General features: G+C 57.8%; 21 protein-coding genes. 16 read left to right on the top strand and 5 right to left on the bottom strand.

Annotation, left to right across the window (positions count from 1 at the left end; translation table 11 throughout):
- Nucleotides 1-6: 6 nt before the first annotated feature.
- Together HUU60_05565 and HUU60_05560 are read right to left on the bottom strand one after the other, a co-directional pair.
- A complete protein-coding gene (locus HUU60_05565; protein NUL82179.1) occupies nucleotides 7-594 on the bottom strand; it encodes a PEP-CTERM sorting domain-containing protein in 588 nt (195 codons plus the stop codon).
- Nucleotides 591-1199, bottom strand: a complete 609-nt coding sequence (locus tag HUU60_05560) for a PEP-CTERM sorting domain-containing protein (protein ID NUL82178.1) — start codon at nucleotides 1197-1199, stop codon at nucleotides 591-593. The genes HUU60_05565 and HUU60_05560 overlap by 4 nt, the downstream gene beginning before the upstream one ends.
- Before the next feature lie 126 nt (nucleotides 1200-1325).
- Between HUU60_05560 and HUU60_05555 the strand changes: the two genes are divergently transcribed.
- The 5 genes from HUU60_05555 (at nucleotide 1326) to HUU60_05535 (ending at nucleotide 6620) form a co-directional block, all read left to right on the top strand.
- Complete coding sequence (locus HUU60_05555; protein NUL82177.1) at nucleotides 1326-3104, top strand: glutamate mutase L; 1779 nt, start codon at nucleotides 1326-1328, stop codon at nucleotides 3102-3104.
- A 214-nt stretch (nucleotides 3105-3318) separates the two neighbouring features.
- Nucleotides 3319-3888: a hypothetical protein gene (locus tag HUU60_05550; protein NUL82176.1), complete on the top strand. Its 570-nt coding sequence runs from the start codon at nucleotides 3319-3321 to the stop codon at nucleotides 3886-3888.
- Nucleotides 3885-4112 carry a hypothetical protein gene (locus tag HUU60_05545; GenBank protein NUL82175.1) on the top strand — a complete coding sequence of 76 codons (228 nt, stop codon included), beginning with the start codon at nucleotides 3885-3887 and terminating at the stop codon, nucleotides 4110-4112. The genes HUU60_05550 and HUU60_05545 overlap by 4 nt, the downstream gene beginning before the upstream one ends.
- Nucleotides 4113-4152: 40 nt before the next feature.
- Complete coding sequence (locus tag HUU60_05540; GenBank protein NUL82174.1) at nucleotides 4153-4851, top strand: hypothetical protein; 699 nt, start codon at nucleotides 4153-4155, stop codon at nucleotides 4849-4851.
- Nucleotides 4852-4898: 47 nt separating this feature from the next.
- Entirely contained in the window at nucleotides 4899-6620 is a 1722-nt protein-coding gene (locus HUU60_05535; GenBank protein ID NUL82173.1) for a hypothetical protein, read from the top strand.
- Nucleotides 6621-6750: 130 nt separating this feature from the next.
- Here HUU60_05535 and HUU60_05530 read toward each other — a convergent pair whose 3' ends face one another.
- From HUU60_05530 to HUU60_05520, 3 genes are read right to left on the bottom strand one after another with little or no spacing between them, the layout of a single operon-like run.
- A complete protein-coding gene (locus tag HUU60_05530) occupies nucleotides 6751-8889 on the bottom strand; it encodes a hypothetical protein (protein NUL82172.1) in 2139 nt (712 codons plus the stop codon).
- 29 nt (nucleotides 8890-8918) lie between these two features.
- Nucleotides 8919-9980: a hypothetical protein gene (locus HUU60_05525; GenBank protein ID NUL82171.1), complete on the bottom strand. Its 1062-nt coding sequence runs from the start codon at nucleotides 9978-9980 to the stop codon at nucleotides 8919-8921.
- 27 nt (nucleotides 9981-10007) lie between these two features.
- The gene (locus HUU60_05520) at nucleotides 10008-12095 is read right to left on the bottom strand and encodes a DPP IV N-terminal domain-containing protein (protein NUL82170.1); all 2088 of its coding nucleotides are present in this window, start codon (nucleotides 12093-12095) and stop codon (nucleotides 10008-10010) included.
- A gap of 61 nt (nucleotides 12096-12156) precedes the next feature.
- Here HUU60_05520 and HUU60_05515 point away from each other — a divergent pair, with 61 nt between their 5' ends.
- The 11 genes from HUU60_05515 (at nucleotide 12157) to HUU60_05465 (ending at nucleotide 22238) form a co-directional block, all read left to right on the top strand.
- Nucleotides 12157-13179 carry a phosphoribosylformylglycinamidine cyclo-ligase gene (locus tag HUU60_05515; GenBank protein NUL82169.1) on the top strand — a complete coding sequence of 341 codons (1023 nt, stop codon included), beginning with the start codon at nucleotides 12157-12159 and terminating at the stop codon, nucleotides 13177-13179.
- The gene (locus tag HUU60_05510; GenBank protein ID NUL82168.1) at nucleotides 13176-13925 is read left to right on the top strand and encodes a glycosyltransferase family 2 protein; all 750 of its coding nucleotides are present in this window, start codon (nucleotides 13176-13178) and stop codon (nucleotides 13923-13925) included. Before HUU60_05515 ends, HUU60_05510 begins: the two co-directional genes overlap by 4 nt.
- A 91-nt stretch (nucleotides 13926-14016) precedes the next feature.
- Nucleotides 14017-14919: a hypothetical protein gene (locus HUU60_05505; protein ID NUL82167.1), complete on the top strand. Its 903-nt coding sequence runs from the start codon at nucleotides 14017-14019 to the stop codon at nucleotides 14917-14919.
- Nucleotides 14920-15001: 82 nt separating this feature from the next.
- On the top strand, nucleotides 15002-15382 hold the full coding sequence (locus tag HUU60_05500) for a DUF2089 domain-containing protein (protein ID NUL82166.1): 381 nt from the start codon (nucleotides 15002-15004) through the stop codon (nucleotides 15380-15382).
- A 15-nt stretch (nucleotides 15383-15397) separates the two neighbouring features.
- Nucleotides 15398-16624 (top strand): DUF4097 family beta strand repeat protein, encoded by a 1227-nt coding sequence (locus HUU60_05495; protein NUL82165.1) that lies wholly within the window; start codon nucleotides 15398-15400, stop codon nucleotides 16622-16624.
- 38 nt (nucleotides 16625-16662) lie between these two features.
- Nucleotides 16663-17328 (top strand): HD domain-containing protein, encoded by a 666-nt coding sequence (locus HUU60_05490; protein NUL82164.1) that lies wholly within the window; start codon nucleotides 16663-16665, stop codon nucleotides 17326-17328.
- 102 nt (nucleotides 17329-17430) lie between these two features.
- A complete protein-coding gene (locus HUU60_05485; GenBank protein NUL82163.1) occupies nucleotides 17431-18711 on the top strand; it encodes a TolC family protein in 1281 nt (426 codons plus the stop codon).
- A complete protein-coding gene (locus tag HUU60_05480) occupies nucleotides 18708-20393 on the top strand; it encodes an efflux RND transporter periplasmic adaptor subunit (protein NUL82162.1) in 1686 nt (561 codons plus the stop codon). Before HUU60_05485 ends, HUU60_05480 begins: the two co-directional genes overlap by 4 nt.
- 1 nt (nucleotide 20394) lies before the next feature.
- Nucleotides 20395-21528 (top strand): exo-alpha-sialidase, encoded by a 1134-nt coding sequence (locus tag HUU60_05475; GenBank protein NUL82161.1) that lies wholly within the window; start codon nucleotides 20395-20397, stop codon nucleotides 21526-21528.
- A gap of 103 nt (nucleotides 21529-21631) precedes the next feature.
- Nucleotides 21632-22039, top strand: a complete 408-nt coding sequence (locus HUU60_05470) for a response regulator (protein ID NUL82160.1) — start codon at nucleotides 21632-21634, stop codon at nucleotides 22037-22039.
- Nucleotides 22014-22238 carry a hypothetical protein gene (locus tag HUU60_05465; GenBank protein NUL82159.1) on the top strand — a complete coding sequence of 75 codons (225 nt, stop codon included), beginning with the start codon at nucleotides 22014-22016 and terminating at the stop codon, nucleotides 22236-22238. Before HUU60_05470 ends, HUU60_05465 begins: the two co-directional genes overlap by 26 nt.
- The last annotated feature ends 49 nt before the right edge of the window (nucleotides 22239-22287 follow it).

The raw sequence follows: 22287 nt of genomic DNA, 5'->3' as shown, positions 1-22287 counted from the left end.
TATAGACTACCGTCGGCGTCGGATGAGCGCCGCGGCGCCCAGAGCCAGACCGATGATCGAGGCGGGCTCGGGCACGACTTGGAAGGTGTGGTCCGTCAGCGTCAGCGCGGCTATGTCCAGTCCGCTCGGATCGGTCTGATCGGGCGCAGACAGCGTGATCGCATGAGTAATTCGGATCACGGTGGTCGGCGCTATGGCAACGTGTCGAGTACTGGGCAGCTCCGAATGGTCCAGAACCGAGAAATCGAACGCTCCGATCTGGATCGGATTGTTCGAGTCGGTAAAGTCCTCAATGGTGCCCCGCATGTGGAACGAGCCAAGCCCTTCTAACGCGCCCATCCATGTCAGCGAGACCATCGTGATGCCCGAAGGGTCGGACGCGACGAACTTCACGTCGATGTCGCCCTGACGGGTCGGAGAGAGGTCGCCCGCAAACGCCTCGGGGTAGAAGAGCGTCAGATCGATGGGCGAAAAGACCAGCGACCATCCATCGGCCAATTGCCCGTCGACGGACAACTGGCTGTAGGTTACAGCCGAGGCACTCATGGTTAGGGCGCAAGCGCCCGCCAATGCCAGCAGAGATTTGCGAATCATCGCTTGACCCCCTTTCGTAGTCGTCGAGCCATCAGTGCGCCGCCCATCAGGAGCGCCGCAATGCTGGTTGGCTCAGGAACCTGTTCGAACCGACCGTTCAACTGGCCAAAACCGGAGTAGTCGTCCTCGGGCGTATCGGGCGCGGCCAAGACAAACGACTTGCGCACCTTGATGGCCGTCGAAGGCTGGCTGAACGTCAGCAGATGAGAAAACGGCAGCGTGTTGGCCGAAGTCAGCACCGCGCTGAAGCTCGCGATCTCGACCGGGTTAAACGGGTCTGAAATATCAACGACCGTCTGGTTGAAGTAGAGAATGCCGCTGCCCCGCAGTTGGCCGGTCGAAAAGAGCGTGATCTCCTCGCTCATCAGCGCAACGTCCGAGTAGGCGTTGAAGCCCAATACGAGATTCCCGATTCGCGTCGGAAGCGGCGGATCGCCCACCTGGGCGTTCTGCAAGAAAAAGTCGATATCGAATGCGCCTGAACTGATCGAAGCGCCCGCAGCCAGCGAACCAGTAGCAAACGGCTGATCAAAAAAGACATCGGCCTTTGCACCGCTAAAGATCGCTAACGCGGCGGCCGCAATAGGCAAGATGCGCCGGGTCATATCTAGACCTCCTTTACCATCCAAACTGGGATGTCCACAGATTGTACCGCAGTTTTTGGCAATTTGGGAGCCAAAAGGGTGCTAAAATTACAGGACATCTCGCGATCATGCACGGAGGCTCTCCCTATGTCCGATAACGTTCGATCCATCTTGGCTACCGATTGCGGCAGCACCACCACAAAAGCCATCTTAATCGAGAAGTTGGGCGATGAGTATCGCCTGAGGTTTCGAGGAGAAGCGCCGACCACCGTCGAGGCGCCCTTTGACGATGTGACGATAGGCGTGCTGAACGCCGTCAGCGAAGTCGAGGAGCTGTCGGGCCGGACTCTGGTCGATAGCGGACGCATCATCGTTCCACAGCAGGACGAGAAGACAGGCGTAGACCTCTATCTTTCGACATCCAGCGCGGGCGGCGGGCTACAGATGATGGTGATGGGCGTGGTGCGCCAAATGTCTGCCGAAAGCGGCCAGCGCGCGGCGCTGGGCGCGGGCGCGATCATTATGGACACGATCGCCATCGACGACGGACGCAAAGATTATCAAAAGATCGAGCGATTGCGAGCGCTTCGACCCGACATTGTGCTGATGTCGGGCGGTACGGACGGCGGCACGGTAACGCACTTGGTCGATCTGGCCGAGCTTTTGCTGTCGGCCGACCCTCGGCCGAGGTTCGGCACGATGAACCTTCCCGTGATCTATGCAGGCAACAAGGACGCAGTGGAGCCCGTTACGGAGATCTCCGAGAAGCGATTTGACGTGCGCGTGGTCAACAATCTTCGACCGACGCTGGACAAAGAGGACCTTGGGCCGGCCAGAGAGGCCGTGCACGAACTCTTTTTGGAGCACGTGATGCAGCAGGCGCCGGGCTATGGCAAGCTGATGACTTGGACTTCTGCGGATATTATGTCCACCCCCAATGCCGTCGGCAAGATCATGGTGACCATCGCCGAACAGCGCGGGATCAACATCTTGGGCGTCGATATCGGAGGCGCGACGACCGACGTGTTCTCCGTTTTCCACGGCAACTATACGCGAACGGTGAGCGCCAACCTTGGCATGAGCTACTCGATATGCAACGTGATGCTAGAAACCGGCATCGAGAATATCCGAAGGTGGCTGCCGTTCGACATCGACCCGATGGAAGTGCGCAATCGCCTGCGCAACAAGATGATTCGCCCCACTACCATCCCTCAAACGTACCACGACCTATTGCTGGAACAGGCTGCCGCTCGCGAGGCGCTGCGCCTCGCTTTCATCCACCATAAGGACTTGGCGCGCGGACTGAAAGGCATTCAACAACAGCGCACTATTGGCGATGCCCTGGACCAAAAGGATACGGGCGAGACGCTGGTTAACCTAATGGAACTGGACATGATCGTCGGCAGCGGCGGCGTGCTGAGCCATGCGCCCGAGCGCGCCCAATCGGCCCTGATGGTGCTCGATGCTTATCAGCCCGAAGGCGTTACGATGCTTGCGGTCGATTCGATCTTTATGATGCCTCAGTTGGGCGTGCTTTCGACCGTGCATCCGGTCGCGGCGGCGCAAGTGTTCGATCGCGACTGCCTAATCCGCCTGGGCCACTCCGTCTGTCCGGTCGGGCAAGGCAAAGAGGGCGAACTCTGCATGACGGTCGATCTGGCTGGGCAATCCGTTTCGGTCTCGGTCGGCGAGATCAAAGTCGTGCCGCTAGGCGTGGGCGAAAAGGTTAAGGCCGTGATCAAGCCGAACAAGAACTTTGATGTTGGCGAAGGCAAAGGACGAACGCGGGAGATGGAGTTAGAAGGCGGCGTGGTGGGGCTGGTGTTCGACGGTCGCGGTCGCCCGATGGTTCTGCCTACAGAGAACGACCAGCGCACCAAGAAGCTGAAAGAGTGGCTGGCCGCCTTCAACCTGCCGATGCCGTAGTCGAAATAAGTCTGTGAAACTTCTCAACAGACAAATTTGATACATTTGTCTACGTTGACATTGTAGCCCGAAAAGTGGTACTCTGCGCCATTACGGCCTGGCGGAGGGAGTAGCCATGGGGAGGATTCTCGCATGCGCTTTAGTAGCCGTGACGGTCGCTTTTGGGCAAGCGGATTCGAAGGTCTTAAAGGAGCTGTCCTGGGTCGCGTCTTCTATGAAGATGCTGGACGAACTCCATGCAGAGTTTGACATCGAAGTCTACAATGCGGCAACGTCTCGTATAGAACTAGACCGATTTGGCATCTGGTTGAATCGCTCGGAACGGACCGTCACCCAGTTGGCCATCTCTTCGGCGCACTACGGGTCGACCTACATCGTCGGCCCTGCTGAGGCGCTCTGGTGGGACGACGAAGGCCCAACAAGCCTAAGGAATCCGCCAAACCCGTTGGACATTCGCGCCGATTGGATGGGGCCTTTTGGAGACTCCTTCGTCGGACAAGCGATGTTCTCCTCAACATTCTCCCCCGCTTCGTTGTGGAAAAACGAGCAGGTTCTTTCGGTTAGTGAAACCGATGACTGCCTGTCGTTCGCCGTCGATACAGGGAACGACCAGGTGCGCCAAGTAACGATCCCGCTAACCCGATACGTCGTAAAGACGCCCAATCGAACCGTTACGATCGAAGCCGGCCACTCGCCGCGCATGATCCTCTCTGTTATCGTCTCAAAGCAGGGTCGACCAACCTATCGAGAGTCTTGGCTGCCCATTTCTTGGAGGTTTCAATGAAAACCGCCATTGTCGCATTGGCATGCCTGATTACTGCCGCAAGTTGGGCCGGGCCGGGGCATGATTTTTGGGAATGCTTCAACGATTCGGTCAGCGGCGGCGTGGCCTGCGGCATCGCATGCAATCAGTGCAAAAGTTCGACAGGCTCTAAAGTGCTTTGCAAACGAGTTTGCGAATTGAACAGGCCGCCCGTTTCGGCCTATCGCGGCTCGGTGCGCAGGTGAGGTTTATACCGACAAATGGCCAAAATGGAAGAATGAGGCCATGGGACTGAAGATTCTTCTAGCTGGCGCCGTACTGTTTTCGACCGCTTTTTTTACACAAGGCAGATTGATCGAAGGCACCCATCTGCCCAGTTTGGGGGCATCGAACGAGAAAGTCGTAACGGAAGCTGTGCAGGGCGGGCAAACCATTTCAGCGCTTCTGACAAACTTGGAGCGGGACTTAAAGACCGGCAACGCGGAAGCCCTCATGGCGGCCCGAGCGCTCAATCTAACGCTGATCTTTCTTAACAACGATCTCAGCCAAATACTCTATGCGAAGAAAGAAGAATTGGACGAATCTCAAATTCAGGAGATCGTTGTCGACCTGAAGCGAACGCTGGAAGCTCAAGCGCTCGCTCTAAAACTGGAAGAACTCTTGTTAGGTTCCATCCAACGTCAAGACAAAAGCGTTTCGGAATGGCGAGCGTTCTTAACCAAGCAAAGAGACCGACTATTGAAGCCAGGGTATCGATCGGGTTTAGCAATGCCCGCAATTGGCGACCTTCATGTGAATCCTACGGCGCTGACCTACAACGGCAGGATCGAACTAGTCCGAGAAATTGCTCGACGTTTTAAGAACCTGGAATATCGATCGAGACGGTTCAAGAACGTCGAATCGGACGAGCCTCCCGAGTCTCCCAGCAAGATACGTTTGTCGTCCGGCGCTCAATGGCAATGGCCAGAGCCAGACCGTCGCTAAACCTGTAGCCCAGCGCCCTAACCCGGTGTATACTCTTCATATAGGCCATGGCATCGTGTCGCGTAGGGCCGGTTGAGAGCCTTGATCGCCGCATCCATCCGCTTTCGGACAGTGCGGTACGCTCCATCTTTGCCCATGCCGCGACGCCATCGACCCTAACCCCTAGCCAGTTCCTCGCCTATTTTAAGCGGTTTGGCGTTCCCAATCTTGCATCCAAGGCGCGCCGCATGACCGAGCAGGCCGCCCGCGCCAATGCCGATCCCCGCTACTTGGTCGTTTGGTTTTTGGAAGGCGGGTGGCTCAGCTACGATATGTTCAGCCCGGTCAACACGCCCAACCATGTGCTCAACCGCCTCAGCAACGTCAGCGAAGAGCGGTATCGCGTGCTGAAGTGGGACCAGGACGATTTCTATCGCATCAAGACGCACGGTCCGATCCGCTACGGCTACCTGGCCGAGGACGGCAAGGAGCTTTTCAAAGATATGTCGATCGTCGCCTCCATGAGCACGGGCACGTTCCATTCGGGCGAGCGGCTGAAGTCGCACATGGGCGAGTATCGGCTGGAGTTGAGCAAAGAGCGCGAGCCGGACGAGCGCTCGATCAACCAAGCCTTTGCCGAGGCGGTCGGACAGAGCTGCCTATTGCCAAACATCGCCTGGCACTGGTGGCTGTCGGACGGCGAACTGAACGAAGCGCAATACACGGGGCGAAGGGGCTTCTACCACGCGCTCGGTCCGGTCTGGGCGCATACGATCTATGGCGGCACGCCTGCCAATCTGCGCCGATTCCTCTCGCGCATGCGCGAAGAAGCCGCCAGTCCTGCCTTTAGAGCCGTACAGAATTTCTTGGACGAATCGCATCGCGCCGTACTGAAGGACGACCACGTAGCAACGGTCAAAAGCTACGTCGCCGCGCTCGACGCCTACAAGAGCCTCTCGAACATGGGCGGACGGCTGGACGGCGCTCAGATAGCCAACCTGTTCCGCGACGACGCCCTGCGAGAGCGGTTCAAGATCGCGCCCGAAGACGAGCTGATGACTTACAGCAGCGTCAACGGCAACAAGGCGCGCACCAAATATGCCCCCATGACCAACGTCCAAGCCATGATGGCCTACGAGCTGATGCGAGAGAACCTCTCCTGCACGTTCTGGATCGAATCGCGCGATATTCGCCTGTTCGACAGCCATCGGAATCGCGGGCATCTTTGGAACAAGGAGGGCAAGCCGCAAGGCCAGACCGACCAAACCCAGATGATGCGACGGCACCTGTGGGATCCGCTCAAGAGTTTTGTCGAACTTCTTAAGAACACGCCCGCCAAAGGGACAAACAAGAGCCTTTGGGACTGCACGACGATTCTCGTTACTTCGGAGTTTGGCCGCAGCATCCACGGCGATGTAAAGGACATTGTGAAGATGAATCTGCCAGAAGAGCAGAAGCAACAGATGATCAACGATCAAGACATCTGCCAGCACTGGCCGGTTACCAGTTGCTTCTTTATGGGCGGCACTGTGGCGGGCAACAAGCAGTTCGGCGGCGCGGGCGAAAAGACGCTGAACCCAATACCGCTTTTGCCGGACGGATCGATGGATCCGGCATTCGACCCCTTGACCGGCGAATTGAAGGAAGGCGCGAAGGCCAACCCGCGCTCGTTTGTGCCCAACCACGGCCATGCCTACTCGACCGCGCTGTCGCTCTCGGGCATCGACCCGAAAGGCAAGGGACGAAACCGGGCGCCCGCGTTGGGGTTTATCGCGCGAACGGGATTGTAACGATTTGTAGCACAAAATCAGGTACGAATCTCGCCTTGTGGACGGTCGCCCGCCCAGCGTGAGTCTTTGGCTCGCGGGGACGCTCGCCCTCCCGGACGTGCTAATCGGGCGGGCGAGCCCCAATTGCCGGCTAGTCCCCGATCAGGCCGAAGTTGAACAAGACAACGGCCAGGTCCGAATCGTCAACGAGGCCGTCGCCGGTCAGGTCGTCGGTTACGAGACCATAGGTCGACAGAATGATCGCAAGATCCGAGTCTGTAATCGCGTTGTCCCGGTCGATATCCCCGTTGTGCAACGCAAACACATTGCCGTGCGATCCATCGTCGGTGATGACGATCGGCACCGTCAGCCGTTGTCTCAGCCAATGCGACGACTGCGCCAGTAGGAAGTAGGTTCCCCTTGCGGGCGTGGTGAAGGCAAAGGCTCCGAACGGTCCCAGTTCGATGTCGTTGATGGCAATATCGGAACCCCCTTCGACGGGGCGGAGGATAAAGTTCGCGTTCGGGAACTGCAGAGACAGCCAGTTGCCCAAGCCCACCGTACCGCTCACCGTGCCCTTTGCATAGCGGATCGTCAGGCTTTGAAGAGCCGGCGTCAGATCCTGGGGCGTGCCGAGTTCGCGCGATAGCCGCACTCTGATCTCGACATAACGGCCCGCGACAGCGCCCTCTGGATCGTCCCCGCTCTGCTGATACTGGTAGAAGGTGGCTTGGTTCAGCCCCAATCGGGTGTTGGCCGCACGGGCGTAGACCTGAAGCGATGTCTGCGCGGGCACATCAGCGAGCCAAGTGATCACGCCCCACTTCAGATTGGGGCGGAACGAATCGTAGACCACCCGCCACTCGCCCTCGCGAGCGATCTGCGAGGTTGTGGCGCCCGTACCGTCGCTGTAGTTGTACGAGCCGGTGCCCAGCCCCACATAGCCGATAATGGCGCCCATGCCGTCATTAGCCTCAGGGTCAATGACCGTAGCCCAGTTGCCATTGCTCAAGTTGCCGGGGTTGCCTACATGCGTAACCCAAATCAAACCGTTCGAATCTCGTCCAAGCCCGCAGGGTCGGTCGCCCGTATAAAACTGGTTGATGAGCAGGCCGCCCGGCGTGTACTTGTACACGCGAAAGTCGCCGCCTGACCAAAGCCCGCGGGAGGTAACCCACACATTGCCCGATTGATCGACCGTAACGCCTCGAATGTCGGTGCTTCCAGGCGTCGTCGTTCGGCTGATCACAGAAGCGGTCGCCGCATCGACCATCATCCACTCGGCCGGGGAATGGTTTTGGGCTCCGGCGGTGATCAGTTTGTTGTCGTCATAAGGAGTAACGGTCGACAAATCGCCCACATTCGTGCCTGAAACCGCAACAACGGCACCGGTAGTAACATCCACTCTACGTACGCCTTCAGCCGTTTGCGACACCCATAGAAAACCGCCTTGATAGAACATTGAGTAGACGTAGGATCCGCCAACCGTAATTGCCTGGAGCCGACGGCCGTCATCACCGTCTAACTTCCATACCTGAAAGGCTCCGCCAGGGTCGTTACCGACCCAAATGTCGTCGTTCTCATCGATCGCGACGGCCCGGGTTCTGTTTCCACCGGTGGATAGCCGCTTAAACACCGTTATCAATTCGTCCGCTGCTTGGCGCACCGTTCCGACCGCATCGGGCGGCACGCTTGAATCGAGGTCGTTGCCTGCCGTCCCGACCCAAGGCAGCAGATTGCCCAAACCGGCTGAAGTTCTTATGTATCCGTCGCCGTCTCGATCGACTCCGGTTGTATAAAGCGGCTCCCTCACGTACTCGCCCAATGGATGGGGGATGTAGACGCCGGGGAGAGGGCGGTAGTAGCGCGTACCGCCCACGATGACGCCGATCTTTGTAACCGAATGCGTGCCGCTGGCCTCGTATCGGTTTGTAACCCAAACGTTGCCTTGGCTGTCCACCACGGCTCGCGACGGCGCCGAGCTAAGCGCTTCGGGCGTGAGGCGATACTCGCCCGCCACGACGCCCGTATCGGTGTTGACCCGAACGATGCGACCGGGAGACGGATTCCAACCCCGAGCTGCCAGTTCGGGCCCGCCCACAGGAATGTTGATAAACGGCACCGGCGCCGTGCCCAGACGATTGAGACGAATCTCGCCCGGGACTGCCGTGCTGTTGGTGTTAAAGTAGAGACCCTCGTTGAAGTCTTGAGTGGTCGTCCAGGTTTTGACCTGGGCTAACGTCCAGCCGGCACAAAGCCAGCAAAGGGTCATGCAAACGGCGTTTTTCACTTTGTAATTTCCTTTTCTTTCGCCGCCCGTTAGCCCTCTGCCCCAAACATCATCAAAACAATCGTTACGTCGGCGTCGTCCACGACGCCGTCCAAATTAATGTCCGCTGGATTGCCTCCCCCCAGCAACGCATAAGCCTCTAACACCATCGCGAGGTCCTTGTCATCGACGATGCCGTCCAAGTTCACATCGCCCAACAGAACAAACGTCCCGTTTGCGTTCATTTGCGTCGAGCCGTCGAACCCGGCAACGATGCGGTCGAGCGTCAGGTCGAACAACAGGTGCGCCGTGCTGCCGGGCGGCAGGATCGTTGGTATGTCCAACGGTAACTGGGGCAGCGCTTGGCCGATCTCGATCTCCTGGCCAAAGGTTATGGGCTGCTGCGATTGCATCGTCGCCGTCGAACCATTTGGAGCAAGCTTGCCGACTAACGGCACGGCGAACGGCACGCCGGGCAACGACAATGGATTGCCCAGGAAGGTCATTTCGGCGGTCAAAGCGGTCGGCACGATCACGGCAACGTCGTAGCCTCCAAGACCGTCTGGAGTTACCGTGCCGAAGGCCAACGGTTGATTCTGCGCCGCCTCCATTACCGTAACGTCCACGCTGCCAAACGGGATTGGGATGGGAAACCCGCCGACAAAGATGGAAGAGGGCTGGCGCGTTCGGAAAGAATCATAGCGAATAGTCAGCGTAGCTGGAATGGAGAGCGTTTGGCCGCCCAGATAGTCTGCCCGAAAGCCCATCACGATCGCAACGCCCGAATCGAGATCGACCAGCATTCTGAATCGGCCCGTCGCGTCGGTGTCCACATCGTCGTTCAGCCCCAACGTGAGCCAAGCGTTGACTGGAAGGTTTTCTGTCTCGCCGAAAGAACCCGACAAGCCCGGCTTGGTCCGAGTGCCGGTCGCATTGGCGTCGGGATCCCAGTTCCCTATCAATGTGCCGGAAGTATCGGCAGAGAAGTTCAGTTCGCCCGTCAATCCGCTGGAAGAAGAATTGATTGTGAAGTCGTAACCCAGCAGTTGGGCCGACGCGGCGGCAAACAGCAACGAAGAGGCGGCGACAAGCGATAGCAGTCTCAAGAACATCCATGCCCTCCTTAGATGGGTACCAAGTTATTGTACACCCGTTTTCGCGCCGCTGAACGGGTCGTTAAAGGCTTCGATGAAGAACTCCATCATGCGCATTTGATTGAGGCCCGTATGGCCCCTATCCGGCCCGACTTGCACGTCGAAGCTCTTGTTCTCCCTCATTAGCGCCGCGATCAGGCCGAGCGAATGGCAAGGATGCACGTTGTTGTCCGCGGTGCCGTAGTAGATCATTAGGCGGCCTTTGAGGTTTTTGGCGTGTTGGATGGCATTGCCCTGCAGGTAGCCGTTCTGATTGTCGTCCGGCAATCCCATGTAGCGCTCGGTATAGATGGTGTCGTACATTTTCCAATCGGTCGTCGGGGACGAGCCGCAAGCGGCGGTGAAAAGATCGGGATGGCGCAACAGGCACATGATCGCCGCATACCCGCCGTAAGACGTGCCGTAAATGCCGATCTTGCGGGAATCGACGTAAGGAAGCTTGATCAGCGCTTTGACCCCTTCGGCCATGTCGTCGATCTCTGCCACGCCCAGATTGCGATAGAGTTGGTTGAGCGCGTCCAATCCGCGCGCGTTCGAGGCGCGGGTGTCGAGCCGAACATAGATAAGCCCGAACTCGGTGAGCGCATCGGGGAAGGCAAAGTCCTCGTTCACATCCCGGCTTTCCGGTCCGCCATAGACGCCGATGACCACAGGATATTTGCGGTTCGGATCGAAGTTTGAGGGACGAGAGGCATAGCCGTACAGTTGGGTCTTTCCGTCGGCCGCCATGTACTCAAATCGCACAGCACGCTGCAACAGTCTGCGCTCAAAAAGGGTTGTTTCGCTAACCGCCAATACGTCGATCAGTTTGCCATCAAAGCCGACCAATCGGGCTTCGGGCGGGTCTCGATGCGTCTGCGCGATGTCGACAAAGCAGCTCTGATCGGGCGCGATGTGCACGCGATGATTGAATTTCGGATCGGTCAGCCGCCTATCGGCCTTGCCGTCCAGGGTGGCCCGATGCAATTGGAGATAGTAGGGATTTTCGCCGCTCCGGGCCATGTAGTAGAGCCATCCTGACTTCTCCTCGATTCGTATGATCTGATCGGCATTGAAGTTGTTGGACGTGATCGAGTTCAGCCGTCCCTTGTCCAGATCGTACAGGTCGAAGTTGCGCCAGCCGTTTCGCCGGGTCGAGAAGATGAAGCGCTGGTCGTCCAGCCATCGAATAGTCGGCGTGGTATCGACCCAACCTCCGGGGTTCTCTTCCCTAACAACGACGCGCGCTTTGCCGGTGTTCGCATCCGCCGCGACCAACTCCCAGACGTTTTGCAGACGGTTCATCCGCTGAATCAGCAGTTCTGAGCCGTTGGCGCGCCATCTTGGAGCGTAGGCATAGTGCCCTACCACGTCGTCGGCGAAGGGCTTGCCGTCGCGGATGTCCACCGTGATCGTCGATTTGGTCTCCAAATCATAGATCAGGATGTCTGCCACGGGGTTCGCCGTGCCGGGTTTAGGAAAAGGCTCGATGTCCAAGCGGCTCTGGCGCTCCGTCAAGCCCAACGTTAGGAAGTAGTCTTCCACCTTGCTTTCATCAAAGCGATAGAAAGCGACCTTCTTGCTGTCGGGCGACCACCAGATGGCCGTGCGTTGAAAGAGCTCCTCCCCATAGACCCAACTGGCCGAGCCGTTCTTGATGCGCTTTTCGGCGCTTCCGTCATGCGTAACCTGGATCGTCTCGTCGCCCTGGCGTTTGGATAGAAACAGATTGCGATCGCGATAGCGAGCCGTCCATTGCCCGTTTGGCGAATTGGCCGATTCGGCTTGCCGGCCCCTTGCCTGCGCTGGGCCGAATGATGGGACAAAATCGTCTTCTATCGACGCTTCTTCGACCGCAGCGCCAATCTCGGTGCGTTTGCGCTGCTCCACGTCATATCGATACCGCTTGCCCATGAAGTCGAACTGTAGCGCTTTGCCCTCATCGATCCAAGTCGGCGTAAAAGCGGCTAGGTGAATGGAGCCGCGAATCTGGCCGCGCATTTCCATATACCGCTCGTATCCGGGCATGGACTTTACGCGCTCTTGAGCATTGGCTACGAGGAAAACGAGGAGCAAGATAACGAATGGTCGCATAATGCTGGCGATTCGCCGTCGGAGGGTCAACTTCCTGCTCCAAAGGTATACTCCGCTTGGAATGAGCGAGTCTCTGACCTATCGGGGAGCCGGGGTGGACATCGATGCCGCTACGGACGCTTTGGAGCGGGCGAAGGCGACCATCCGAAGCACTTTCACAGACGGCGTCGTCTCCGATGTGGGTGCGTTTGGTGGACTTTTCTCCGGCTCGTTTCCTACTTATCGGGAGCCTGTGCTTGCGGCAACGATCGACGGAGTCGGCACCAAGACGAGAATCGCGCGGATGATGGGCCAGTTCGAGGGTTTGGGTTTCGATATTGTTCACCATTCGGCGAACGATTTATTGGCGATGGGGGCGCGAGGACTGTTCTTTCTCGATTACTTTGCCACGGCTCGATTGGAGCCGAAATGCTTGACGGAGGTCATCGAGGGCGCGGCGAAGGCGTGTCGAACGCACGGTATCGCACTGTTGGGCGGGGAGACGGCGGAGATGCCCGACATATACGTGCCGGGCGAGATCGACATCGCGGGATGCTTAGTGGGCATTGCGGAAAAGAGCCATGTGCCGAGGCCCGAGCAGGTTCAAGCGGGGGATGCGGCGATCGGCCTAGCGTCGAACGGCCTGCACACTAATGGCTACACGTTGGCCAGGCGAGCGCTCTTTGACGCTGCCGGTTTGTCCGTGGACCATAGCGTTGACGGAATCAGTCTGGGGGAATGGCTCCTAAGGCCCCATACAAGCTACTTCGACGCCGTCTGGCCGCATATCGGTCAAGAGTATCTGCACGGGATGGCGCACATAACGGGCGGAGGGTTGTACGAGAACATTCCGCGGGCTCTGCCGACAGAGCTGCGCGCCATGATCGATCGACGACAATGGACGCCTCTCCCCATTTTTGATCTTGTTCAACGCTCCGGCAACGTGCCGGACAACGAGATGTATCGCACGTTCAATATGGGCGTCGGCTTTGTGCTGATCGTCGACCGCGGCGCTGCACAGTCGGTTTTAGACCGCTTGACCGGACACGATGCATGGATAATCGGAGAAATAGTCCGAGGCTCGAAGGAAGTCCAGATCGTATGATCGAGGTCGGCCTGTCCGTTGTCATCCCGGCCTACAATGAAGAGGCGAGGATTGCCCGAACGCTCGACCGAGTCTTAGAGTACTTCGATGGGCGAGGCGATTCCTACGAAGTTCTTGTCGTTTCGGACGGCAGCACGGACGCGACTAATAGTATTTGCGAGCGTTTTGCCCAGGCGCATCCGTCGGTCAAATTGCTGGCCTACGAGCCAAACAGGGGCAAGGGCTACGCCGTGCGATATGGCATTTTGAGGGCTGGCGGAGCGCGGATTCTGTTCTGCGACGCGGACCTGGCAACCCCGATCGAAGAGATCGAGAAGTTAGAACCGTATTTGAACGAGGGCTGGTCGATCGCGATCGGCTCTCGGCCGCTTAAAGATTCAGAATTAGTCGTTCGTCAGCCGTTTCTGCGCGAGATGCTGGGCCGGATGTTCAATAAGGCCGTTCAGATGCTGGCGGTCAAGGGCATCCACGACACGCAATGCGGCTTTAAGCTCTTTGAATCCGCGGCGGCCAAAGAGGTCTTTAGTCGATGCCGGTTGAACGGCTTTAGCTTCGACTTCGAAGCGCTGTACACGGCCCGACTGCTTGGATTCAAGATCGCCGAGGTTCCTATCCGCTGGATGCATCAGCCCGGTTCAAAAGTCGTGCCCATCCGCGATGGACCGAAGATGATCCGAGATTTGATCTGGCTTCGTGCGACTGCCTGGCAAAGGCGCCAGAAGTTGGCCTCGAAAAAGTCCGGCTAACGAAGGATTCTGGCTCATTTGCGGCGTATATTCTTTTGAACGGCGCTATTGCTTGCCGCGGACATTGCGCACAGTGGCACAAAAGACTCAGATGAAACTTGGACTTTCAATATCGCTTGCCTTGATAATCGCTGCAGGCTTCTCGCAGCCGCTCGCGAGCCTGTCTAAACAGGCGCAATTCGCTATCGTCAATTGGACTGCCGGGATAGCCAGAGCAAAGGGCGTCGGCTACATTTCTGACGCCGAAACCAATCGAGCAAAGGCGTATGCGGACGCGAAGAATTACGCCCTGGTGGATGCCAGAGTCAATCTGATCGCTCTCGTCGATCAGATTCAGGTCGACGCCAAATTCACCAGCGAACAGTTGACTCTTAAGAACCCAGAGGTCAGGACAAAGCTGCTGGCCGCCCTGAGGACAGCTCTCATCATCGGCGAGCGCGAGATCGTTCTAAAAGGGCATCCTGCGGTCGAAGTCGAAGTTTCCGTCCCGCTCTATGGGGCTAAGGGTCTAATGGCGCTGATCTTTCCCTCCGGCTCGCTCTCGACCATTGTCCGGGCTGCCAACGAGCCGCGAATCGACCTGCGCGACCCTGATGTGCCTGCGCCGGAAAGAATAGAAATCCAAGGCAACTACACCGGCCTAGTCGTCGACGCCAGCGGGCTCAAGATATCCCCAAGCATGCTGCCCAAAGTCATGACGCCGGACAAAGCGGTCATCTATGGTTCTGGCAATATCGATCCTGACCGAGTGATCGAGTACGGGATGGCAGTTTACACCGTAACCCTCGAGGACGGCATCAAACACTCGAGATCGGGCGCCAACCCTCTCGTCGTCAAGGCTATCGGCGCGCAGCGCCGAGACGCGGCCAGCACCGAAGTCATCATCTCTAGCGCCGATGCCGCGATGATCCTGGCCGAAGAGGCAAAGACCGGCTTTCTAAAGAAGCTCAACGTGGTCATCGTAACCGAAGAGGCTCGCAAGAATCCTCAGTAGACATTAGCAATCCTAAAGATTTTTGGCCCAGGGGTTGACAATCTTCATTTGGATGTGCTAAACTCTCAATGTTGAGGTGAAGATGGAACGCCAAGCGCCTAATCAATGCCCGGTCTGCGGCGGCGCCACTCATGTGAAGGTGGTCGCCTGCTCTTCTTGCGGCAGCGAGATTCACGGTGTCTTTAGCCAAAGTCCGATCAGCGGCTTAGACGCAGACCAGATGAAGTTTCTCGAGACCTTTCTACGCTGCCGAGGCGTGCTCAGCAGCATGGAGCGCGAATTGGGCATCAGTTATCCTACTGTCCGGTCGAGGCTCGATGCCCTGCTCAATGCTCTCGGCTATGGGGGCGCTCCCGACCGCCGAGAAGAGATTGCCGAGAAGCAGCGAAGAGTTTTAGAAAGGCTGGAAGCCGGCGAGATTACCGCAGACGAGGCTCGCCAGGAACTGCAAGGCGCTCGATAGGAGAAGCACCGAACAATGAGAGAGGAAAAGATCAGGATCCTTCGATTGGTCGAACAAGGGCGATTGCGCCCAGAAGAAGCGGCCAGTTTGCTGGAGGCGCTCGAGTATCCGGAAAGCGCCTTTCAAGGCGAAGCGGCCGAGGAGCGCACGACCGAACAGGCGACTGCCGATGGGCCCAAGGCTGAAGAAGGCGACGAGAACGTGTTCGACCGCGTGAGCAAGTCGCTCGGCGAAGCGTTCAAGGGGATCGATTGGCAAGGTCTTCAAGAGACCATCAAGGGCCATACGCAACGAGTTTCGCAAGAAGTCAAGCGAGCATTGGACGAGATTGAAAAGGGCGATTGGCCAAAGGGCTTTCGGTGGGGACCGCATGCCTCGGCCAAGCGCGAGATCTCTTTCCAAGTTTCGCCTGGCCAGACCATGAGGGTTGAGATTCCTGCTGGCGACGTGGAAATCACGGGCGGTTTCGACGGGGGACGGGTCGAAGCTGAGGCGACCTTGCGCGCGCCGACAGACAAAATCGCGCAAGAAATGGCCCAGGGCTGGACTCTCATGGTCGAACAATCTGAGGAGGCGGTCGTGATCCGGCCGCCGAGCTCCGATCCGCACACCTCGGCCACGATCGACCTAAAGATCGAGGTTCCGACCGGCGTGAGCGTTGAAGCGAAGACCGGCAAAGGCGATGTCAAGATCGTCAAGACTGGGGCTTCGACCAGAGTCAACGCCGGCAGCGGCGACATCCAGGTCGAAGGCGCGCGCGGTTCGTTGGCTTTGAACACCGCCCATGGCGACATCTCGATGAACGACTTTGAAGGAAGCGAGGCGGCGCTCGATTCGCAGAACGGCGACATCTCGGTCAAGTTGGTTCGCGCTCAACGTTTGACGGCGCGTTCGGCCAAGGGCGACATCGATTTAGACAAGGCAGCCAGCCAGGACGTTACCGTCGAGACGATCAGCGGAGACGTATCGATCGACTTGAGCGAATCGTTGCACGGTTCGCTAGTCGGGAGTTCGGTTTCGGGCGATGTGGCTTTTCAGATGCCCGACGGCGGCGATTGCCAGGTCAGCCTGACGACGGTGATGGGCGATTTGGAATGCGGCCTGCCCGTGCGCGAAGCCGACCGACAGCGTCAGCGATTCACGGCTATCTGCGGCAACGGCACAGGCTCCTTGAGGCTCTCCACGGTTCATGGCGACGTCTCGGCCTCTCTCCGAGCGACCGACTCAGAACCTCAAGGCTGATCTCGCCAGGCATCGCGGTTGAGTAAACTCTACGCGAGATGTCGACCATTTCGCTCGCGGATGTTCGCCATAACCCCGATGTTCGGGCCTACATAGAGAGCGCGAACCGCTTTCTAGACCGGATGGGCTATACGGAGCACGGGCTGCGCCATGCCGGGATTGTGGCCAACGTCGCACGGATGATCTGCTTGAAGCTCGACTACTCTCCCCGCGAGAGCGAACTGGCTGCCATTGCAGGCTTTATGCACGACATGGGCAATGTGGTCAACCGGCACGGGCATGGTCAGAGCGGCGCTCTGATGGCCTTTCGCATTTTGACGGAGATGGGCATGGATGCGGAAGAGATTGCTTTGATTTTGGGCGCGATCGGCAATCACGAGGAAGTGAGCGGCACGCCGGTCAGCTATGCCTCTGCAGCCGTCATTTTGGCCGACAAGTCGGATGTGCACTACAGTCGCGTTCGCAATCCCGATCCGGAGGCATACGACATTCACGATCGGGTCAACAGCGCTGTGCGCCGCGCCCAGCTCCGATGCCTGCCCAAAGAGGAGTGTATAAACCTGACCTTGACCATCGACACTAGCGTGGCGACTGTGATGCACTACTTCGAGATCTTTCTCTCTCGAATGGTGATGTGCCGCAACGCTGCCGAACTGCTTGGATGCCAGTTTCGGCTGACCATCAACGGCGTTCGGATAGGCTGAGCATTGGAACCGAGGGCTGGGCATCTCGTAGTTCAATTGGCACGCAAAATGGCTGATTTAGCGGATTGCGCGCCCTTTTTTCACGGAAGATCGAGGAGGAGCATGAGCTATCGCTGGATTGCGACCATCGCCCTAGCGCTGTTGGCAGGGCAAATAATCAGTCAGGAACAACTCACATTGAACCAAGCGGTTAGGCTGGCGCTGGAACATAACGGCGATCTGATCGCCTCGCGGTTGAACACAGAAGCCGCGCGCGCAAGAACCGATGGCGCAAAGTCGCAGTACTTTCCAACGGTCTCGCCCAACTATCGATATCAGACCTTTGCCACCCGCGCAAACGGTCAGACGACTTCGGGCGATTCTCGCGTTTTCGACGTATCGGCCGATTGGCTTGCGCTTGACACGGGTCAGAGAAACCTGAGCTATCAGCAGGCGAGAACGTCGCTTAGTTCGAGCATTGAAGCTCAACGCTTCGCCACCAAGCAACTGATCTTCCTCACTATTCGCGCCTACTACGACGTTACCCGTCGCAAGGAATTGCTGAGGGTTGCGCAGGCCTCGGTCGAGCGATCTCAACGGTTGTACGACTTGGCCAAGTTTCAAGCGGATCCGGCCATCGGCACCGCGCCTCAAAAAGACGTGCTGCAAGCTGAAGCCGATCTGGCGAACAGCCAAGTCCAGCTGATCAGCGCCCAAAACAGCTTCGAGACCTCGACTACCGAGTTGAAGAGGCTGATCGGTTGGGACTTGAGAAAACCGTTGCCCGAATTGGAGCCGACTCCCGAGATTCAGCCCGTTGCCGATAAGCCTTCTTTGGAGCAGCTTTGGCAAGTGGCGCTGAGGGACCGGCCGGACATCCGGCAAGAGGCGCTGTCTCTTCAGCTTCAGCGCTTAGGGTTGCAATCGGCCAAGTTGCGCCTGTTGCCCAGCCTTCAGGTGGTCGCATCGGGCGTCAGCCGCATCGATCCGAATCGTTCCGATACGGGCCAAATTAGCGTTGTTGCAAGTTATCCTCTGTTTGACGCCGGCCTGACCCGTGCCAACCATCGAGAAGCGCAGGCGTCTTACGACGCAGCCAGGTATCGATACGAGCAATCGGAGCGCGACGCTCAAGCAGAGGTCGAACAAACTCTGTTAAACTACACGGAGAGCGAGCGGCGCGCCGAGGCGAGCAAAAAGGCGGTCGCCGCGGCTCAAAAGAACTATGAGGCCGCTCGCGATTCGTTGGCAGAGGGAGCGGGCACGGTGATCGAAGTGTTGACTGCGCAAGTCTCGCTGGTAACGGCAGAGACGAGTTTTATCCAAGCCGTCTATGATTTTTACGTCGCCGAGCTGCAACTTCGGCTCGCGATTGGGGCAGACCTGCCCGAGGAAAAACAATGAAGCCAAATCGATACGTTCTTCTCGCCATTGTCCTCTTTGCCGGATTCGGCGGCTATTGGTGGATCGCCAAGGTGCGCGCCAAGGAGACCAACGAAGTTTCTTATCGCACGGCGGAGGTCGAACGCGGATCGGTCGTCAGTTCGATTTCGGCCACAGGCGTACTGCAGGCCGATCTGATCGTAGACGTTAAATCAAAGGCGGGCGGTCGCATCGACAGCCTCTTGGTCGATGTGGGGTCGGAGGTCGAAGTTGGGCAATTGATCGCCAAGATCGATCCCTCTGACACCGAATCGAGCTACAACCAGGCTCGAGCGGACCTTGATGCGTCTCATGCACGAGTTTTGCAAGCCAAGGAAAACTTAGAGATTCAGAAGGAACAGAGCGAGATCGCTGTTAAGCAGGCCGAAGCCGGATTGGAAGCGGCCCGAGCCCGTTTGCGACAAGCCGAAGAAAGGAACAAAGTGCAACCCAAACTCTCCGAAGCTCAATTGCAGCAAGCCGAGGCCGCCGTACAAACAGCAAGGTACAACGTCGAGCAACTCGAAAAAGTAACGATCCCCCAATCGCGAAAGAGCGCTCAAACAACGTTCGATTCGGCCAGAACTCAATACGAAACGTCTCAGCGCAACTACGATCGCGCGCAGGAGCTGCTGAAAAAGGGCTACGTCTCTCAGCAAGCGGTGGACAACGCCGAAGCGCAGTTCGAGTCGGCTCGAAGCGCCTACCTGACCGCAGAGCAACGGCTAAAGACGATCGAGGACGACCTTCGCGTGCAGTCGTCCAACGCCAAAGTGAGGCTGAAAGAAGCCGAGTCGGGCTTGGATTCTGCTAAGGCGAACCAGATACAGATTCAACTGACCGAGCAGTCCTTGAAAGAGTCGCAAGCGGCGCTGACCCAAGCCGAAGCGACCCTGCGCCAAGCAAAGGCCAACTTGCGGCAGATTCAGATTCGCGCCGCCGACATCACATCGGCCAAGGCTCAGGTGGCTCGCTCGGAGGCAGGCGTTTACAATGCCAAGGTTCAGTTGGACAGTACGACCATAACGGCGCCGCGTTCCGGCGTCGTCATCAAGAAGTTTGTAGAGGAAGGCACGATCATTCCTCCCGGCACCTCGGTCTTTGCGCAAGGCACCAGCATCGTACAGATCGCGGACACTTCTCGCATGTTCGTCAACGTTTCGGTAGACGAGGCCGATATTGCCGCGGTCGAAGAGGAGCAGATCGTAGACGTTACGGTCGATGCCTATCCGGATGAGATTTTCGAAGGAAAGGTAACTCGCATCGAGCCACAAGCGATCGTCGAACAAAACGTTACGGTCGTCTACGTTCGAGTGGAAGTGATCAACAGCGATGCGCGACTGAAGCCCGGCATGAACGCCAGTTGCGAGTTCATTATCAAGCGCAAAGACGATGTGATCAAGGCGCCCAACGAGGCCATAAAGAACTCGAACGAGGGCAAGTACGTAGAAGTGTTAGTCAACGGCAAACCCGAGCGCAAGACGGTCAAGACAGGCATCAGCGGCAACGATTCGACCGAGATTACGGAAGGCGTATCTGAAGGCGAAGTCGTTGTAACGGGCGTCAACCAGCCGGTGCAGGCGACTAGTCAACGGCAGGGTCAGTCATCGCCGCTCGGCGGCGGAGGGTTTGGCGGCGGGGGCAGGCCGCGCGGATTCCGTTGATATGCTCTTTCTGGCCAGCCTCTGTCTGACAATGATCGATGGCCCGTTTGTATTTCCACCCGAAAAGAAGCATAATCACGGCTCTTGCATCGTCGAACTGAAGAGCGGCGACCTGTTCGCTTGCTGGTACAGCGGTTCGGGAGAGCGAAAGGCCGACGACGTGAGAATCGAAGGCGCCGTCCTGCGCAAGGGATCGGACGACTGGAGCGAACGGTTTGTTCTTGTCGACACGCCCGGAATGCCCGACTGCAACCCCTGTATGATGGTTGCTCCGGACGGCCGTCTATGGCTGTGGTGGATCACGGTTCAGGACAACGAGTGGGAATCGTCGCTGCTCAAGTATCGCACAGCCTCGAAGTTCGATGAGTCTGGCCGACCTGTTTGGGACGGCGGAGACGTATTGCACGCGATCCCGAAGTCGGATTTTCAGAGCCGAGTGGACGCAGATTGCGATATCGAAGAGAAGAAAGCGCAAACCGAACTGGATTATTACAAAGAACGGCGCAGGAAGGCTTCGATCAAGCTGAACCAGCGTCTCGGCTGGATGACGCGCGCTCGACCGACGGTTGCTTCCAAGGGTCGTTGGATATTGCCTCTCTATTCGGACGGATTTGACTTCTCGATCATGCTCTTGAGCGACGACGAGGGTAAGAGTTGGAGCCCATCCGATCCTCTGATCAGTCGCGGCGGCGTCCAGCCCAGCGTTATCGAGCGCAAAGACGGAACGCTGGTCGCGATTATGCGAGACAATGGTCCGCCGCCGCAACGGGCCATGATCAGCGAATCGAGCGATGGAGGCGAGACCTGGTCGCCCGTTAGGGACAGCGAGATTCCCAACCCTGGGTCGGGGCTTGAGTGGATTCGGCTGCATTCGGGTCGATGGGCGCTGGTCCACAACGATACAGAAGAGGGACGGCAGCGGTTATCGTTGTGGCTGTCGGACGACGAGGGCAAGACTTGGCGATGGAAAACGGCCATTGAGCAAGACGAAAGCGGCTCGTTTTCGTATCCTTCGATCATCGAAACGAGCGGCGGCGAGCTCATTGTCTCGTACAGTTGGTCGAAGGGCGGCCTTGAATCGATAAAAGTTGCGCGTTTGAGCGAAAATGAGATTGTCAAAGAAAATAGGCGCTGAGGAACAATTTTGAACTCGCCGACAATCTAAGGTAGGCGGTTAGAACTGCCCTCCTGAGGCCGTCGTTGGGTACAATAGGCGAGAAAACGACGGAGGAGATTGAATGTCCCGTAAGGTACTGGTTGTTGACGACGAGCGCCACATAGTTCGGCTGATTCAGGTTAATCTGGAGAGGCAGGGCTACAACGTGGTTACTGCGCACGACGGCAAAGAGGCTCTGGAGAAGGTGGCAGCCGAGAATCCGGACCTGGTCGTGCTCGACGTGATGATGCCGTACATGGATGGTTTCGAGGTGTTGCGCACCCTTCGGAAGGAACCGGAGACGCGCGAACTGCCCGTGATCATGTTGACGGCAAAGGCACAGGATCAGGATGTGTTCAGAGGGTGGCAGGAAGGGGTCGATATGTACCTGACCAAGCCTTTCAACCCGCAAGAACTCATCACCTTTGTCAAAAGAATATTCAGAGCGAAGGAAACGGGTGAAGATGGTGAAAGTCGATTTGAACTGTGAGAGTCGCGGCTCATTAGCGAAGTGGTTGTTTGGCGGCGCGATCGTCGCCGGAGCGGTTACCGCGATGTTGGTTTACAAGCGTTTTCAGCAGCGTCATTTGGAGCCCGAGTATCTGGCTGACAAGGCATACGAGCGCGGCTTGCGCCAGGTGCAGTCGGTCGGCTCGCGCATACCTCGATGGTTGGCTGAGCGCGGCTAAGTTTAGGTTCTCCGTCGTTTTGTCATCAAGGTGCCCAGAGCCAGGCTCC

It is taken from the genome of Armatimonadota bacterium (assembly GCA_013359125.1).
GTDB lineage: Bacteria > Armatimonadota > Fimbriimonadia > Fimbriimonadales > GBS-DC > JABWCR01.
Note: the sequence above shows the minus strand (reverse complement) of the source record. Positions and strands in the feature narration are given on the sequence as shown.